Source organism: Enterobacter sp. A8, assembly GCF_004296595.1.
In the GTDB taxonomy this organism is placed as follows: domain Bacteria; phylum Pseudomonadota; class Gammaproteobacteria; order Enterobacterales; family Enterobacteriaceae; genus Enterobacter; species Enterobacter cloacae.
Genome location: NZ_SCMF01000002.1, coordinates 400,251 through 415,563, shown reverse-complemented (window position 1 = coordinate 415,563; position 15,313 = coordinate 400,251). Strand labels below are relative to the sequence as shown.

The window sequence follows — 15,313 nt, the reverse complement described above, 5'->3', positions numbered from 1 at the left end:
CATCATGACCATCCCCTTTACCCGTTGGCCTGAGGAGTTTGCCCGGCGCTACCGTGAAAAAGGCTACTGGCAGGATCTGCCGCTGACTCACATTCTGACCGACCACGCGGAGAAAGATACCGTCGCCATTATTGACGGTGAACGTCACCTGACCTGGCGCGCGTTCAACCAGGCGGTGAATAACCTGGCCTCCGTCCTGCAGGGGCAGGGCGTGCGTCGTGGCGAGACCGCGCTGGTTCAGCTCGGCAACGTGGCTGAGTTTTACATCACCTTTTTCGCGCTTCTGCAGGTGGGTGTGGCTCCGGTGAACGCGCTTTTCAGCCACCAACGTAACGAGCTGAACGCCTACGCCGCACAGATCAAACCCGCGCTGCTGATTGCCGACCGCGAGCATGCCCTGTTTGCGGGCGATGATTTCCTGAACCGTTTTGTGGATGAACATCGCTCTGTGCGTGTTGTCCTGCTGCGTGGCGATAACGGCGCACATGCCCTGGAGGCGGCCATCGCCCACCCGGCGGATCATTTCATCCCCAACCCCACGCCCGCCGACGAAGTGGCGTTCTTTCAGCTTTCAGGCGGCAGTACCGGCACGCCAAAGCTGATCCCGCGTACGCATAACGATTACGACTACAGCATTCGTCGCAGCAACGAAATTTGCGGCATTACCGCGGATACCCGCTATCTGAATGCGCTACCGGCGGCCCATAACTACGCCATGAGTTCCCCGGGTTCGTTAGGGGTATTCATGGCTGGTGGCTGCGTGGTGCTGGCGCACGATCCGAGCGCCACGATCTGCTTCCCGCTGATTGAACGCCATCAAATTAACGTCACCTCGTTGGTACCCCCGGCGGTCAGCCTGTGGTTGCAGGCGATTGCCGACGGCGCGGGCAATGCGCAGCTTAAATCGCTGAAGCTGCTGCAGGTGGGGGGCGCACGCCTCTCCGCCACGCTTGCCGCGCGTATTCCGGCGGAAATTGGCTGCCAGCTACAGCAGGTGTTCGGCATGGCGGAAGGGCTGGTGAATTACACCGCTCTCGACGATACCCCGGAGCGCATCATCCACACCCAGGGCCGTCCGATGTGCCCGGATGACGAAGTATGGGTGGCGGACGAGCAAGGCAACCCGCTGCCGCGTGGCGAAACAGGGCGTCTGATGACCCGTGGGCCGTACACCTTCCGCGGCTATTTCAACAGCCCGGAACACAACGCCAGCGCCTTTGATGCCAACGGGTTTTACTGCTCCGGCGATCTGATTGCCATCGACGAGCAGGGGTACATCACCGTGCAGGGGCGCGAGAAAGATCAGATCAACCGCGGCGGGGAGAAGATCGCCGCTGAAGAGATCGAAAACCTGCTGCTGCGCCATGAGGCGGTGATCCACGCCGCGCTGGTGAGCATGGAGGACAGCCTGTTGGGCGAGAAAAGCTGCGCGTTTCTGGTGGTGAAACAGCCGCTGCGCGCGGTTGAGGTGCGTCGCTTCCTGCGCGAGCAGGGCGTTGCCGAATTCAAACTGCCGGATCGCGTGGAGAGCGTGGATGCGCTGCCGTTAACGCCGGTCGGCAAAGTCGATAAGAAACAGTTGCGCCTGTGGATCGCTGAACGCGCCCGGGCCTGAGGAACAGAGTATGGCTATTCCAAAATTAACCGCTTACGCGCTGCCAACTGCCGCAGAGTTGCCGACAAGTAAAGTGAACTGGGCGTTTGAGCCTGAACGTGCCGCGCTGCTGATCCACGATATGCAGGAGTATTTCCTGAACTTCTGGGGCGAAAACAGCGCGATGATGCAGCAGGTGGTGGCGAACATCGCCAGGCTGCGCACGTACTGTAAAGCACACAACATTCCGGTTTACTACACCGCCCAGCCGAAAGAGCAGAGCGACGAAGACCGCGCCCTGCTGAATGACATGTGGGGCCCGGGCCTGACCCGCTCCCCGGAGCAGCAGCGCATCGTCGCTGAACTGACCCCGGACGAAGCGGACACCGTGCTGGTGAAGTGGCGCTACAGCGCGTTTCATCGCTCGCCGCTGGAGCTGATGCTGAAAGAGACAGGCCGCAATCAGCTGCTGATCACCGGCGTGTATGCCCACATCGGCTGCATGACCACCGCCACCGATGCGTTTATGCGCGACATCAAACCCTTCTTTATTGCCGACGCGCTGGCAGATTTCACCCGCGAAGAGCATCTGATGTCGCTCAACTATGTGGCGGGGCGTTCCGGCCGCGTGGTGATGACCGATGATCTGTTGCCGTCGGTTCCGGCCTCAAAAGCGGCGCTGCGTGAGCTCATCCTGCCATTACTCGATGAAACCGACGAACCGATGGATGATGAAAACCTGATCGACTACGGCCTGGATTCGGTGCGCATGATGGCGCTCGCCGCACGCTGGCGTAAAGTCCACGGCGATATCGATTTCGTGATGCTGGCAAAAAATCCGACCCTCGACGCCTGGTGGGCGCTACTCTCCCGCGAGGTGCAGTAATGGTTTTTGATTTCACCGGCAAAACCGTCTGGGTGACAGGGGCGGGTAAAGGGATTGGTTATGCGACGGCGCTGGCCTTTGCCGACGCGGGCGCGAAGGTGACCGGATTCGATCTGGCTTTCCCGCAGGAGAATTATCCGTTTGCTACCCAAACGCTGGACGTATCTGACGCGGCGCAGGTGAGCGATGTCTGCGGGCGCTTGCTCGCCGTAGAGGAACGTCTGGATATACTGGTCAACGCCGCCGGCATTCTGCGCATGGGCGCCACGGACCAGCTTTCGCAGGAGGACTGGCAGCAGACGTTTGCGGTCAACGTTGGCGGGGCGTTTAACCTCTTTCAACAGACGATGGGCCAGTTCCGTCGTCAGCAGAGTGGGGCGATTGTCACCGTGGCGTCCGACGCGGCCCACACGCCGCGCATCGGGATGAGTGCCTATGGCGCCTCGAAAGCGGCGCTGAAAAGCCTGGCCCTCACCGTCGGGCTGGAGCTGGCGGGCAGCGGCGTGCGCTGTAATCTGGTGTCGCCGGGGTCAACGGATACCGATATGCAGCGCACCCTGTGGACCTGCGACGATGCGGAGCAGCAGCGCATTCGCGGTTTTGGCGAGCAGTTTAAGCTGGGGATCCCGCTCGGGAAAATTGCCCGTCCTCAGGAGATTGCCAGCACGATCCTGTTCCTGGCCTCCGATGCTGCCAGCCATATCACCCTGCAGGATATCGTGGTGGACGGCGGCTCCACGCTGGGGGCGTAATGATCTGGAAACGCCATTTATCGTTAGATGCGCTCAATGCCACCAGCCAGAACACGCTGGTGGCGCATCTGGGCATCGTTTATACCCGCCTTGGCGACGATATGCTGGAAGCGGAAATGCCGGTGGATGCGCGCACCCATCAGCCGTTTGGCCTGCTGCACGGTGGCGCGTCGGCGGCGCTGGCGGAAACGCTGGGCTCGATGGCCGGTTTTCTGATGACCCGCGACGGGCAGAACGTGGTGGGAACGGAGCTGAATGCCACCCATCATCGTGCGGTAGCGCAGGGGACCGTGCGCGGCGTGTGTCAGCCGCTGCATCTGGGTCGATCCAGCCAGAGCTGGGAGATTGTGGTGTTCGACGAGCAGGGACGGCGGTGCTGTACCTGCCGGTTGAGTACGATGGTGCTGGGGTAATGTTGTGCGGCCTGTTGCCCTCACCCTAACCCTCTCCCACAGGGAGAGGGGACGGTGTAGTACAAAATTAGAGCATTGAGACGACGCGTTTAAGTAACCGAATTCGCGGCGCAATGGACGCTTTGTCCAGCCACTCCGCCGGGCTGTGGAAGCCCGCGCCAATCGGCCCTAAGCCGTCAAGCGTGGGGATACCCAGCGCAGCGGTGTGGTTGGCATCGCTGCCGCCGCCGACCGCCTGCCAGGTAATGGCGATGCCTTCCGCTTTACCTGCCGCTTCAACCTGCTGCATCAGTGCCTGAGTCGCAACGCTTGCTGCCATCGCCGGTTTGTGATTGACCCGCGTCAGCGTCGTCGTCACGCCGTCTAAAAAGCCTTTTTCACATAAGGCTTCCAGCGCCTGATTCACCCGGTCGTACTCGTCGTTTTCCCAGAAGCGAACGTCGAGCTCGGCCACGGCGTGGTCCGCCACCACGTTTGCCGCGCTGCCGCCGCTAATCACCCCTACGTTGAGCGTGGTGCCGCGCGACCCGTCGCTCAGCGCATTCAGGGCAACGATGCTGTTTGCCAGCGCTGTGATTGCCGAACGGCCTTTTTCCGGGTCGTTACCCGCATGTGCCGCCACGCCCTTGAAGGTGAGGTGATAGCCCGCCATACCTTTACGGGCTTTCACCAGAGAGCCATCAGCACGGGCAGCTTCGCACACCAGCACACAGCGGGAGCGTTGTGCCAGCGCACCGATCCATTCGTGGGAGTATACCGAGCCCGTTTCTTCGTCCGGGTTCATCGCGACCGCGATTGCCAGGCGATCTTTATCTGCAGGATCTAGCTCGCGCATTGCCCACAGAATATTGAGCAGTCCGCTTTTCATATCAGACACGCCGGGGCCGTAGAGACGTGTATCGTCCTCGCTCAACGGGCGTTCGGCCACGGTGCCGGGGGCAAAAACGGTATCAAGATGGCCGACCAGCAGCACGTCGAACTGCTCTGCCTGCGGCTTGTTGCTGACGAAGAGGCCCGGGCCAACCTTCTCGCCCAGGTTTACCTGCCCGGTATGCCAGCCTTCGCGTTGCCAGAGTGATTCTAAAATGCCAGCCACGGCGGCAACGCCCGCGATGGTCTGGGTACCGCAGTCCACGTTCACCAGGCTTTTCAGCTCTTCAATGTAGCGATCCAGATTCATTTCCTTTTCCTTGTAAGCGGTAAGCGCGCGATCGCGCAGGGTCATTCTGGCGAGGTTGAGCGTAAAAAAAATGATACAAATCATCCCGTAAGGTTGAGCCAGGACGAAAAACGCAGAAGTGTGACCGATGACAGCGACGGGGTTGTTTCAGCCTGAAAGTGATCGACTTAACACTGTGGTGTAAATCTCTGGTTTGACCACGCATTATTGCGTTTCAAAGTTGTTAAATTTTACGCGTTGTTCTAGAAACAAAATGTAACATCTCACTGTTCCACAACAACGGACAACAACTATGAACAACTCAGGGAAATACCTTACATGGGCACTGCTTTCCGTTGTGGGAGCTTTTGCCCTGGGCTATATCGCCCTCAACCGGGGGGAACAGATCAATGCGCTCTGGATTGTCGTTGCCTCCGTCTGCATTTATCTGATCGCATATCGTTTTTATGGTCGCTATATCGCCAAAACGGTGCTGGCGGTTGACGGCACGCGCATGACGCCCGCCGTTCGTCATAACGACGGGCTGGACTACGTTCCGACCGATAAGAAAGTGCTGTTCGGTCACCACTTTGCGGCGATTGCCGGGGCAGGCCCGCTGGTGGGGCCGGTGCTGGCGGCGCAGATGGGCTATCTGCCGGGGATGATCTGGATCCTTGCCGGCGTGGTGCTGGCGGGGGCCGTACAGGACTTTATGGTGCTGTTCGTCTCCACCCGTCGCGACGGCCGTTCGCTTGGCGAGCTGGTGAAAGAGGAGATGGGCGCGACGGCCGGGGTGATTGCGCTGGTGGCGACCTTTATGATCATGGTGATCATCCTTGCGGTGCTGGCGATGATTGTGGTGAAAGCGCTGACCCACAGTCCGTGGGGGACTTACACCGTCGCGTTCACCATTCCGCTGGCCATTTTTATGGGGATCTACATTCGCTACCTGCGTCCGGGACGCATTGGTGAGGTGTCGGTGATTGGTCTGGTGCTGCTGGTGTTCGCCATTATCTCCGGCGGCTGGGTGGCAGAGAGCCCAACCTGGGCACCGTTCTTCGACTTTACCGGCGTACAGCTAACCTGGATGCTGGTGGGGTACGGGTTTGTGGCGGCAGTGCTGCCGGTATGGCTGCTGCTGGCCCCGCGTGATTACCTTTCCACGTTCCTGAAAATTGGCACCATCGTCGGGCTGGCTATTGGTATTTTGATCATGCGCCCGACGCTGACCATGCCAGCGTTAACCAAATTCGTTGACGGTACGGGCCCGGTCTGGACCGGTAACCTGTTCCCGTTCCTGTTTATCACCATCGCCTGTGGTGCGGTGTCTGGCTTCCACGCGCTGATTGCCTCCGGGACCACGCCGAAGATGCTGGCGAATGAAAATCAGGCCTGCCTGATTGGCTACGGCGGCATGCTGATGGAGTCCTTCGTGGCGATCATGGCGCTGGTCTCTGCCTGCATTATCGACCCGGGCGTCTACTTCGCGATGAACAGCCCGATGGCGGTTCTGGCTCCGGCGGGCACCGCCGACGTGGTGGCGTCCGCAGCACAGGTGGTAAGCGGCTGGGGCTTTGCCATTACCCCGGATACGTTGACGAGTATCGCCAGTGAAGTGGGCGAGCAGTCGATTATCTCCCGCGCGGGTGGCGCACCTACGCTGGCGGTGGGCATGGCCTACATACTTCACGGTGCGCTGGGCGGGCTGATGGATGTCTCGTTCTGGTATCACTTCGCCATTCTCTTTGAAGCGCTGTTTATTCTGACGGCGGTGGATGCGGGGACGCGTGCGGCGCGCTTTATGCTGCAGGATCTGCTGGGTGTGATCTCCCCGAATCTGAAGCGTACCGATTCGCTCCCGGCGAACCTGCTGGCAACGGCCTTGTGCGTGCTGGCGTGGGGGTACTTCCTGCATCAGGGCGTGGTGGATCCGCTTGGCGGTATTAACACGCTGTGGCCGCTGTTCGGTATCGCTAACCAGATGCTGGCAGGGATGGCGCTGATGCTGTGTGCGGTGGTGCTGTTCAAGATGAAGCGCCAGCGTTATGCCTGGGTGGCGCTGCTGCCTACCGCCTGGCTGCTGATTTGTACCCTGACGGCGGGCTGGCAGAAAGCCTTCAGCCCGGACAATAAAGTGGGCTTCCTGGCGATTGCCAATAAGTTCCAGGCGATGATCGACAGCGGTAAAATCCCGGCGCAGTATACGGAATCACAGCTGTCGCAGCTGGTGTTTAACAACCGTCTGGATGCCGGGCTGACCATCTTCTTTATGGTGGTGGTCGTGGTACTGGCGTTGTATTCTCTGAAGACCGCGCTGGCGGCGCTGAAAGAAGACAAGCCGACAGCGAAAGAGACACCGTATGAACCGATGCCTGAGAACCTGGACGAGATTGTGACCCAGGCGAAAGGGGCGCATTAACCTGTGTGCCGGGTGGCGCTAGCGCTTACCCGGCCTACATTTCTTATCCTCCCTCTCCCTTTGGGAGAGGGCCGGGGTGAGGGAAACAAACGAGAAATGACTTATGTTCGACACCCTTTCCAAAGCAGGTAAATACCTGGGCCAGGCCGCCAAAATGATGATTGGCGTGCCGGACTACGACAACTACGTCGAGCATATGCGCGTCAACCATCCGGACCAGACGCCAATGACCTACGACGAATTTTTCCGCGATCGCCAGGACGCCCGTTACGGCGGCAAGGGCGGGGCGAAGTGCTGTTAACCCTCTTTCGGTAAATAGAGGCTGATCTGTTCCTGTTTACAGCCGTAGATCGCCGCCAGCTTTTCACGGGTGCGCTTTTGCGGACGGGAGTCCAGCGCTTCCAGCTGTGATACGGCAGACTGGCTGATGCCGAGTTTCTCTGCCACCTCCTGCTGGGACATGCCGCGCAGGATGCGCCAGGCGGCCTGCAGGCTGACGTTCTGCCAGGTCATGATGCTGCAAACCTCACCTGGAAGTTCAACGTCATCCAGCTCATCGTGTTCGACTTCAATATCCTCCAGATCGTCGTCGGTTTCGTCGTCGATTTCCGCCATCTGCAGGCACATACGAAAATATTCATCATAGGGAATAACCACGTACTGCGTTTTTCCGTTATCGTCCTTAATTAGCTGAACAGCCATAGGTGGCTTTCTCCTCGTGCAGGTAAGTTGTTGATGTTCTGCGCTTAACGGCCAAAACATAACAATGGTTATCGGGTTCGTCCCGAAGCGTATAGACGATGCGGTAATCGCCAACGCGTAGCCGGTAGTGATCTTCTGTCGCCGATATTTTTTTGATATCGGGCCGGGGAGCCGAGCGGTCATCCAGCTCAACAAGCTTCAACTCAATGCGACGCTGATATCGCTCGTCAATCTTTAAAAATGCCTTCTTTGCCCCATTGGACCAGACAATCTTCATCCGTACCTCCACTGTACGCCCACACAAAGTATAAGGAAATAATAAGACTATTAGATAAATTCCGAATTTCTTATGGGCTACTGTAGAGCGGAGAACAAATGCAGGTAAGAGGCAAAACGCAAACCGTCGAGGCGGTGCGAAAACGCCTCTGCCGGGCGACAGAGGCTTGCAGAAAATGTGCGATCAGGCGTTCAAACCGCCGTCCACATCCAGCCCCGTACCGGAGATCTGTCCGGCGGCCGGGCTGGCGAGGAAGGTGACCGCCGCCGCGATATCTTCCGGTTGCCCGTAATGACCGACGGCAATCATCCGACGCTGGGCTTCTGCCTGTTCGCCGTCCTCCGGATTCATATCGCTGTTGGTTGGGCCGGGATGCACCAGGTTCACGGTAATACCGCGGGGCCCCAGATCCCGCGCCAGACCGCGCGTGAAGGAGTTAAGCGCGGATTTGGTCATGGAGTAGACGGAGATACCCGGCATCGCCACGCGGTTTGCCAGACAGCTACCGATATTGATAATGCGTCCGCCGTCAGACATGTGTACCAGCGCTTCCTGAGTGGCGATCACCACGCCGCGAATGTTGACGTTAATCAGGGCATCGATATCCGCCAGCGTCATGGACTCCAGCGGGCCGCCGCGGGCGATACCGGCGTTATTGACCAGAATGTCCAGCCCGCCGAGGGTGCGCGCCGCATGGGTGACCGCGTCCTGAATAGCCTCTGCACTGGCGCTGTCGGCCTGAACCGCCTCACTGTGCCGCCCCAGCGCGCTTATCTCATCGACCACGGCCTGGGCTTTATCGACGGACTTTTCATACGTGATAACCACATCGGCACCGGCGCGTGCCAGCGACAGCGCGATAGCACGGCCCAATCCCCGGCTGGCACCGGTAACCAGCGCTTTCTTACCTGTTAAATCGATCTGCATGATGACCTCGTTGCGAGAGTGGTGAGAATCATCATTAGGTATAGTCGCTCGGCGCGTTTAACGGCTGAAGGATTCCACTTTCTCGAATGCCGCGCGCAGAACGTCAGGCGTGAGCGCCACGGGCAAATAGTGAATCGACTCCACCGGGCGCAGGGTGTGATTGATGACCTTGTCCAGTTCGTCACGGTTGTTGATATCCACCTCCAGCTCGCGAAGCCGGGTCGGCAGGTTAAAGCGCTGATACGCGGTGATAAGCTGCGCCAGCACGTCGTCCTGACCGAGCAGGGCGCTTTGCACCAGAATGCCGTAGGCCACTTTGGTGCCGTGCAGGTATTTTTCCGTCTGCGGCAGGATGGTTAAGCCGTTATGCACCGCATGTGCCGCCGCCACGCGTGTATAACGTTCGCCGAGCCCACCGACCATGCCGCCACCGGCAATAATGGCATCCACCACATCCCTGAATGCCTGCGTTGCTTCGCCGCGCTGCTGGTCAGCCAGCGCGTCCTCGCTGCGTTCCAGCAGCACGTCGCGGATAGCCAGCGCGCCGTTAATCCCCAGACGTACGGTCAGCGGCAGGTGTTCAGGCTGCGGTGCGAGTACAACCGCTTCATACCACTTCGCCAGGGTATCGCCGATACCAGCCAGCAGGTATTCCGCCGGGGCGTTAAGGATGATTTGCGGCTCCACCAGCACCAGGAAATTGGCATCGTCGAAAATTTCAAACTGCAGCGCCTGCCCGGCATCGTTGTACCAGACGGAGAGCGGCGTCCATGCCGCACAGGTAGCGGCGATAGTCGGGATACCCACGAACGGAACGCCCAAACGACGCGCCACGGCTTTAACCGTATCCATCACCGCTCCGCCGCCAACGCCAATCACCACGACCGCCTCGCTGCCGGATTCATTCACCAGATGGGTGACGTCACGCTCGCTGCAGTGGCCTTTGAACAACAGGTGTTTTGCGCCGGGGGCCGCAAAGCTCTCCGGCAGGTAGGGACGTGCGCCTTCAAGCGCGCGTTCGCCGTAGATCCACACCGCGCGGGAAAGCTGCTCCGGGGTGAAGAAGTCATGCAGATGCGCAAGGCTTCCGGGATGAGAAAAGTAGTTCGCCGGGCCGGGAACGACGCGGATATCGGTGTTGCTCATGGTGTTGTCCTTTTTTAGCAAGCGCTAACCCGATGTTATGTCTGGACATCCGGATGGCTAATAATATTTGGCTTTATCTTATGCCTTTTCTGTCGTTGTCAGTCAACCGGAGCTGTGAAAAATTCAATAAATCAAACTATTAATGAGGATCCTACGCGGATGGTTTCCAGTCGCCTTGAGATGCGCGGTATCAGCCTGGCCTTTTCCGGCTTTCAGGCGCTGTCGCGCGTGGACTTTACCCTGAACGGCGGATCGGTGCATGCATTGACCGGGGCTAACGGCGCAGGGAAATCGACGCTGATGGCGGTGCTGTGCGGAACGCACGATCGCTATGAGGGGGAGATCTGCATTAATAACCAGCCGGTGACGATCCGCGAACCGCTCGATGCCAAACGGCTGGGGATCCACCTTGTGCAGCAGGAAGTGGACGTGGCGCTGGTTCCGGGGCTGAGCATCGCTGAAAACATCATGCTCGACCAGCTGGCGCAGCCGGGACATCGCTACCGCTGGCGTGCTATTCGTCAACAGGCGAAGCAGGCGCTGGCGCAGCTCGACGTTGCGCTGGACGTTCGCCGTTCCATCGACAGCTGTTCGTTGGCTGAAAAACAGCAGATCCTGCTGGCGCGGGCGCTGTCGCATCACTGCCGTTTTTTGATCCTCGATGAACCTACCGCACCGCTGGATGCCCACGACAGTGAACGCCTGTTCGCGGTGGTGCGACGTTTAAAGCAGCAGGGCATTGGCGTGGTGTTTATCTCGCACCGCATTCATGAGCTGAAAGCCATCTGTGACACCTTAACGGTGCTGCGTGATGGCAAGCTGATTGAGACCGGCCCGATGGCGGATCTCAGCGGCGAAGCGATCGTCGAGAAGATGCTCGGCCACGAACTGAGCGATATCTACCCGCCAGCACGTCCTGTGCATAGCGACGAGACGCTGCTGCGGGTGGAGGGGCTGCACGACGACGCGTTGCTGAAAGATATCTCCCTGCATCTGCGTAAAGGCGAAATCCTCGGCATTGCCGGGCTGGCGGGCGCAGGCAAAACCGAACTCTGCAAGGCGCTGTTTGGTGCCAGCAAAAGCCGGGTGGAGCGTGGCGAGCTCAATCATCAGCCCTGGAAACCGCGCGATCCGGCCGATTCTGTGCTGCGGGGGCTGGCGCTGGTACCGGAGGAGCGGCGCAAGGAGGGGATTTTCATCGACGAGCCGGTGAGCATGAACCTGGCCGTGACGGCAGATAACAGCTTTTCGCGCTGGAGTCTCTTTGGTCATCGTCAGGCGTGGCGCTGGGCGGAAGAGGTGATTGCCCGCGTCGGCGTGCGAACACGCGGGCCGGGGCAGGTTTTACATCGGCTTTCTGGCGGTAACCAGCAGAAGGTTGCTATTGGCAAATGGCTGCGCAATGACGCCAGCGTGCTGATATTTGACGAGCCGACCAAGGGCGTTGACGTCAAAGCGAAGACCGATCTGTTTCAACTGATTGACGGCCTGGCCCGCGAGGGCAAAGGGGTGATTTACGCTTCGGGCGAGTTTGCCGAACTGGTAGGGCTATGCGACCGCATCTGCGTGCTCTGGGACGGACGCATCGTGGCGGAAATCCCCGGGGCCGAGGCGCGGGAAGAGACACTACTTTATTATTCAACCGGAGGAACGGCGTCGTGAGCAAGGCCCTTTCAGTGACTGCGGCGGCGTCTGGCCGTCAACAGATTTTCGATTTTCTCTACCGGTGGGGCATGTTGCTCACCGTGGTGGCGCTGGTGGTGGTTTTTGGCCTGGCCTCAGACAGCTTCCTCGACCCGAACAACATCATCAACATTCTGCGCTCGATTGCCATCGTCACGGTGATCGCCATCGGCGTATCGATTTCACTCACCGTGGGCGGGTTTGATCTCTCCGTCGGCTCAACGGCGTCGCTGGCGAATGCGCTGGTGATCTCGCTCTTCGTCTGGCACGGCTTCGGCACCACCGAGTCGATCCTGATCACCCTCGCGCTCTGTACCCTGGTCGGGCTGTTTAACGCCTTTCTGATCGTCATTCTGCGTATTCCGGACATGCTCGCGACGCTTGCCAGCCTGTTCGTGATACAGGGCGTGGCGATGACCTACAGCTACGGCGGGTCGATTACCGAGAACATGGTGCTGCCGAGCGGTGATATGGCGGAAGGAACCATTCCGGCGGCGTTCGGCCTGCTGGGGCAGGTGCCGACCATCGTCATCATCATGCTGGCGGTGACCCTACTGGCACAGCTGGGATTGTCACTGACCACCCACGGCCGGCGCATGTATGCCATCGGCGGCAACCCGGAGGCGGCGCGCCTTTCAGGCATTCGCACCACGCGCTACAAGGTCGCGGCCTACGTGCTTGCCTCGCTGCTGGCCGGTCTGGGCGGGATTTTGCTGGCCTCGCGCATTGGGTCGTCGCAGGTGAATGCGGGCGGCGGGTATCTGATGGACGCGGTGGCGGCAGCGTGGATCGGCTTTTCGCTGGCCGGTTCCGGCAAGCCGAACGCACTGGGAACGCTGGTGGGGGCGGTCATTCTGGGCGTGCTGTCGAACGGGCTGGTGATGCTCTCCGTACCGTATTACGCCATGGACATTATAAAAGGGCTGGTGCTTGCCGTGGCGCTGGCGATTACTTACATACAAAAACGCTGACAACACAACGGGATAAAAAATGAAAAAGATTGCACTCTCTTTGGTGGCTCTTGGGTTACTCACCTCTCTGCCGGGCTTTGCGGCCACGCCTGCACCGGTTCCGGCGGCCATTGCCAACCACGACGGCCCCATTCGCATTGCGGTGATCCGCAACCTTGGCTCGGATGACAACACCACGCAGTTTGTCGCCGGGGCGATTCAGGAAGGGAAAAAACTTGGCTTTAAGGTCAGCACCTTTTTAAGCAACGGTGACGACGCAAAATTCCAGGACTTTGTGAATCAGGCGATCAGCCAGAAATATGACGGGATTATTCTCTCTCAGGGGCGTGATCCGTATGCGACCGCGCTGGTGAAGAAGGCGGTGGATGCCGGGATTAAGGTTTCGGTGTTTGATACCGCCGTCAACGGCGAGATCCCAGGTGTGACGGTCACCCAGCAGGACGATGCCTCCCTGACGAATCTCTCCTTCGGCCAGCTGGCGAAAGATTTCAACGGCAAGGCCAATATCGTCAAGCTGTGGGTCGCCGGTTTCCCGCCGATGGAGCGTCGTCAGGCGGCGTATAAGGAACTGCAAAAACAGTACCCGAATATCAAAGAGCTGGAGTCTATTGGCGCGGTGTCGTCGGACGTGCAGGGCGATACCGCCAACAAGGTCGGGGCAATTCTGGCGAAATACCCGAAAGGTAAAATCGACGCTATCTGGGGCACCTGGGACGCCTTCAGCCAGGGGGCGTATAAAGCCCTGAAGGAGAATGGCCGCACTGAAATCAAGCTCTACAGCATCGACATCTCCAACCAGGATTTACAGCTGATGCGCGAGCCGGGAAGCCCGTGGGCAGTGAGCGTGGCGGTGGATCCAAAGCTGATTGGGGCAACTAACGTGCGTCTGATCGCTAACAAGATTGCCGGAGAGCCGACGCCTGCGACCTATGATTTTAAAGCAGCGGCGATCCCGCAGGCGCTGCTGACCGCTCAGCCGGGTGCGGTGAACGTGGCGTCGCTGGGGAAAATCATTCCGGGCTGGGGACAGACCGAAGACTTTATTGCGCCGTGGTTTGCGACGCTGGAAGCGAAGTCAAAATAGTGCCCGGTAAGGCGCTGCCGCCACCCGGCGAAAGGAGCTAAAGGTGACAACATTACCCACCCCTGAATACAGCCGCAATATGCGGCTGATTGGCCATAGCGACCAGGGCGGTCGCCCGGACGGCGTGCAGCTGATGGTGCACCGCGGTTATGCGTATATTGGCCATATGGTGTCGCAGGGCTTTTCGATTGTTGACGTGCGCGACCCGAAAAACCCGAAAGCGGCGGGTTATATACCTGCGCCGCCCGGCACCTGGAATGTGCATTTGCAGGCACACGACGATTTACTGCTGGTGATTAACGCCCGGGATCTGTTTGCCGATGCCCGTTTCGCCGATGAAAAGGTCTACTACACCCGTCAGGTGGGGGAGACCGTCAGCGACGTGCAGGACAAAGGCTGGAGCGCCGGGCTGCGCGTGTTTGATATCTCCACGCCGGACAGGCCGCGTGAAATCGGTTTTCTGTCGTTAAATGGCATTGGCATTCACCGCATCTGGTACGTTGGCGGTCGCTGGGCCTACGTATCGGCGCTGATCGACGGCTTTACCGACTATATCTTCCTGACCATCGACCTGGCCGATCCGCGTAAGCCCGAAGTGGCAGGGCGTTGGTGGTTGCCGGGCATGAATCAGGCCGCAGGTGAACGGCCAGATTGGCCGGAAGGCAAACGCTACGCGCTGCATCATGCCATTATCGCCGGGGATACGGCATACGGCAGCTGGCGTGACGGTGGTTTAACGCTGCTGGATGTGAAAGATCGCACTCAGCCGAAGCTGATTAGCCACCGCAACTGGAGCCCGCCGTTTGGTGGCGGGACGCATACCGCGCTGCCGCTGCCGGACCGCGATCTGCTGGTGGTGCTCGACGAAGCGGTGCTCGACAACCAGGAGGACGGCGAGAAGTTCATCTGGCTGTTTGATATCCGCGAGCCGTCGAACCCGGTAAGTATCTCCACCTTCCCGCAGCCAAATGAAAGAGACTACGTGGCGAAAGGCGCGCATTTCGGCCCGCATAATCTGCACGAAAACCGGCCGGGAAGCTTTGTCAGTTCCACGCTGATCTTCGCCACCTTTCAGAATGCAGGGGTGCGTGCGTATGACATTTCGAATCCCTACCGCCCGGTGGAAATGGGGGCGCTGGTACCTGCTGCACCTGAAAGGATGATGGATACACGCCCGAATCGCCCGCAGGTGATCCAGTCGTGTGATGTTTTTGTGGATGCGCAGGGAATTATTTACAGCACGGATTATAACGGCGGTTTGTCGGTGATTGAATATTTGGGCTGAAGGGGAAAGGGGGGC

At 59.3% G+C, this 15,313-nt stretch carries 15 protein-coding genes; 10 read left to right on the top strand and 5 right to left on the bottom strand.

Going from position 1 to position 15,313, the window contains the following annotated elements:
• Nucleotides 1–4: 4 nt before the first annotated feature.
• The 4 genes from entE to entH are packed head-to-tail and all read left to right on the top strand — an operon-like array spanning nucleotide 5 to nucleotide 3,645.
• Nucleotides 5–1,615, top strand: coding sequence for a (2,3-dihydroxybenzoyl)adenylate synthase EntE (gene entE / locus EQV24_RS10050; RefSeq protein ID WP_130626516.1), 1,611 nt, complete (start codon nucleotides 5–7; stop codon nucleotides 1,613–1,615).
• Nucleotides 1,616–1,625: 10 nt separating this feature from the next.
• On the top strand, nucleotides 1,626–2,480 hold the full coding sequence (locus EQV24_RS10045; protein WP_013097632.1) for an isochorismatase: 855 nt from the start codon (nucleotides 1,626–1,628) through the stop codon (nucleotides 2,478–2,480).
• Nucleotides 2,480–3,232 carry a 2,3-dihydro-2,3-dihydroxybenzoate dehydrogenase EntA gene (gene entA / locus EQV24_RS10040; protein ID WP_013097631.1) on the top strand — a complete coding sequence of 251 codons (753 nt, stop codon included), beginning with the start codon at nucleotides 2,480–2,482 and terminating at the stop codon, nucleotides 3,230–3,232. The genes EQV24_RS10045 and entA overlap by 1 nt, the downstream gene beginning before the upstream one ends.
• Nucleotides 3,232–3,645: a proofreading thioesterase EntH gene (gene entH, locus EQV24_RS10035; RefSeq protein ID WP_047351875.1), complete on the top strand. Its 414-nt coding sequence runs from the start codon at nucleotides 3,232–3,234 to the stop codon at nucleotides 3,643–3,645. Before entA ends, entH begins: the two co-directional genes overlap by 1 nt.
• Before the next feature lie 67 nt (nucleotides 3,646–3,712).
• On the opposite strand, the gene EQV24_RS10030 is transcribed toward entH, so the two are convergent.
• Nucleotides 3,713–4,825, bottom strand: a complete 1,113-nt coding sequence (locus tag EQV24_RS10030; RefSeq protein WP_038420892.1) for a M20 family metallopeptidase — start codon at nucleotides 4,823–4,825, stop codon at nucleotides 3,713–3,715.
• Between the two features lie 292 nt (nucleotides 4,826–5,117).
• On the opposite strand from EQV24_RS10030, the gene cstA reads away from it, so the two are divergent.
• Complete coding sequence (gene cstA / locus EQV24_RS10025) at nucleotides 5,118–7,223, top strand: pyruvate/proton symporter CstA (RefSeq protein WP_029882113.1); 2,106 nt, start codon at nucleotides 5,118–5,120, stop codon at nucleotides 7,221–7,223.
• 103 nt (nucleotides 7,224–7,326) lie between these two features.
• A complete protein-coding gene (locus EQV24_RS10020; protein ID WP_013097627.1) occupies nucleotides 7,327–7,524 on the top strand; it encodes a YbdD/YjiX family protein in 198 nt (65 codons plus the stop codon).
• On the opposite strand, the gene EQV24_RS10015 is transcribed toward EQV24_RS10020, so the two are convergent.
• The 4 genes from EQV24_RS10015 to EQV24_RS10000 all read right to left on the bottom strand — a co-directional run bounded on the left by EQV24_RS10015 (nucleotide 7,521) and on the right by EQV24_RS10000 (nucleotide 10,275).
• A complete protein-coding gene (locus EQV24_RS10015; protein WP_023621328.1) occupies nucleotides 7,521–7,925 on the bottom strand; it encodes a helix-turn-helix transcriptional regulator in 405 nt (134 codons plus the stop codon). The two genes, EQV24_RS10020 and EQV24_RS10015, sit on opposite strands and share 4 nt — an antisense overlap.
• On the bottom strand, nucleotides 7,906–8,202 hold the full coding sequence (locus EQV24_RS10010; protein ID WP_029882114.1) for a type II toxin-antitoxin system RelE/ParE family toxin: 297 nt from the start codon (nucleotides 8,200–8,202) through the stop codon (nucleotides 7,906–7,908). The genes EQV24_RS10015 and EQV24_RS10010 overlap by 20 nt, the downstream gene beginning before the upstream one ends.
• A gap of 183 nt (nucleotides 8,203–8,385) precedes the next feature.
• Nucleotides 8,386–9,129: a 3-oxoacyl-ACP reductase family protein gene (locus tag EQV24_RS10005; RefSeq protein ID WP_029882115.1), complete on the bottom strand. Its 744-nt coding sequence runs from the start codon at nucleotides 9,127–9,129 to the stop codon at nucleotides 8,386–8,388.
• Nucleotides 9,130–9,186: 57 nt separating this feature from the next.
• On the bottom strand, nucleotides 9,187–10,275 hold the full coding sequence (locus EQV24_RS10000; RefSeq protein ID WP_029882116.1) for an oxidoreductase: 1,089 nt from the start codon (nucleotides 10,273–10,275) through the stop codon (nucleotides 9,187–9,189).
• 159 nt (nucleotides 10,276–10,434) lie between these two features.
• On the opposite strand from EQV24_RS10000, the gene EQV24_RS09995 reads away from it, so the two are divergent.
• From EQV24_RS09995 to EQV24_RS09980, 4 genes are read left to right on the top strand one after another with little or no spacing between them, the layout of a single operon-like run.
• The gene (locus EQV24_RS09995; RefSeq protein ID WP_095452935.1) at nucleotides 10,435–11,937 is read left to right on the top strand and encodes a sugar ABC transporter ATP-binding protein; all 1,503 of its coding nucleotides are present in this window, start codon (nucleotides 10,435–10,437) and stop codon (nucleotides 11,935–11,937) included.
• On the top strand, nucleotides 11,934–12,929 hold the full coding sequence (locus tag EQV24_RS09990) for an ABC transporter permease (RefSeq protein WP_130626515.1): 996 nt from the start codon (nucleotides 11,934–11,936) through the stop codon (nucleotides 12,927–12,929). Before EQV24_RS09995 ends, EQV24_RS09990 begins: the two co-directional genes overlap by 4 nt.
• Nucleotides 12,930–12,948: 19 nt before the next feature.
• Nucleotides 12,949–14,013 carry a sugar ABC transporter substrate-binding protein gene (locus EQV24_RS09985; protein ID WP_029882119.1) on the top strand — a complete coding sequence of 355 codons (1,065 nt, stop codon included), beginning with the start codon at nucleotides 12,949–12,951 and terminating at the stop codon, nucleotides 14,011–14,013.
• A 43-nt stretch (nucleotides 14,014–14,056) separates the two neighbouring features.
• Complete coding sequence (locus tag EQV24_RS09980; RefSeq protein ID WP_176471385.1) at nucleotides 14,057–15,298, top strand: LVIVD repeat-containing protein; 1,242 nt, start codon at nucleotides 14,057–14,059, stop codon at nucleotides 15,296–15,298.
• Nucleotides 15,299–15,313: the final 15 nt, after the last annotated feature.

Excerpts from the sequence above, each read along its gene's own strand:
- entE (WP_130626516.1), top strand. The coding sequence starts at position 5 with ATGACCATCCCCTTTACCCGTTGGCCTGAGGAGTTTGCCCGGCGCTAC.
- EQV24_RS10045 (WP_013097632.1), top strand. The coding sequence starts at position 1,626 with ATGGCTATTCCAAAATTAACCGCTTACGCGCTGCCAACTGCCGCAGAG.
- entA (WP_013097631.1), top strand. The coding sequence starts at position 2,480 with ATGGTTTTTGATTTCACCGGCAAAACCGTCTGGGTGACAGGGGCGGGT.
- entH (WP_047351875.1), top strand. The coding sequence starts at position 3,232 with ATGATCTGGAAACGCCATTTATCGTTAGATGCGCTCAATGCCACCAGC.
- EQV24_RS10030 (WP_038420892.1), bottom strand. The coding sequence starts at position 4,825 with ATGAATCTGGATCGCTACATTGAAGAGCTGAAAAGCCTGGTGAACGTG.
- cstA (WP_029882113.1), top strand. The coding sequence starts at position 5,118 with ATGAACAACTCAGGGAAATACCTTACATGGGCACTGCTTTCCGTTGTG.
- EQV24_RS10020 (WP_013097627.1), top strand. The coding sequence starts at position 7,327 with ATGTTCGACACCCTTTCCAAAGCAGGTAAATACCTGGGCCAGGCCGCC.
- EQV24_RS10015 (WP_023621328.1), bottom strand. The coding sequence starts at position 7,925 with ATGGCTGTTCAGCTAATTAAGGACGATAACGGAAAAACGCAGTACGTG.
- EQV24_RS10010 (WP_029882114.1), bottom strand. The coding sequence starts at position 8,202 with ATGAAGATTGTCTGGTCCAATGGGGCAAAGAAGGCATTTTTAAAGATT.
- EQV24_RS10005 (WP_029882115.1), bottom strand. The coding sequence starts at position 9,129 with ATGCAGATCGATTTAACAGGTAAGAAAGCGCTGGTTACCGGTGCCAGC.
- EQV24_RS10000 (WP_029882116.1), bottom strand. The coding sequence starts at position 10,275 with ATGAGCAACACCGATATCCGCGTCGTTCCCGGCCCGGCGAACTACTTT.
- EQV24_RS09995 (WP_095452935.1), top strand. The coding sequence starts at position 10,435 with ATGGTTTCCAGTCGCCTTGAGATGCGCGGTATCAGCCTGGCCTTTTCC.
- EQV24_RS09985 (WP_029882119.1), top strand. The coding sequence starts at position 12,949 with ATGAAAAAGATTGCACTCTCTTTGGTGGCTCTTGGGTTACTCACCTCT.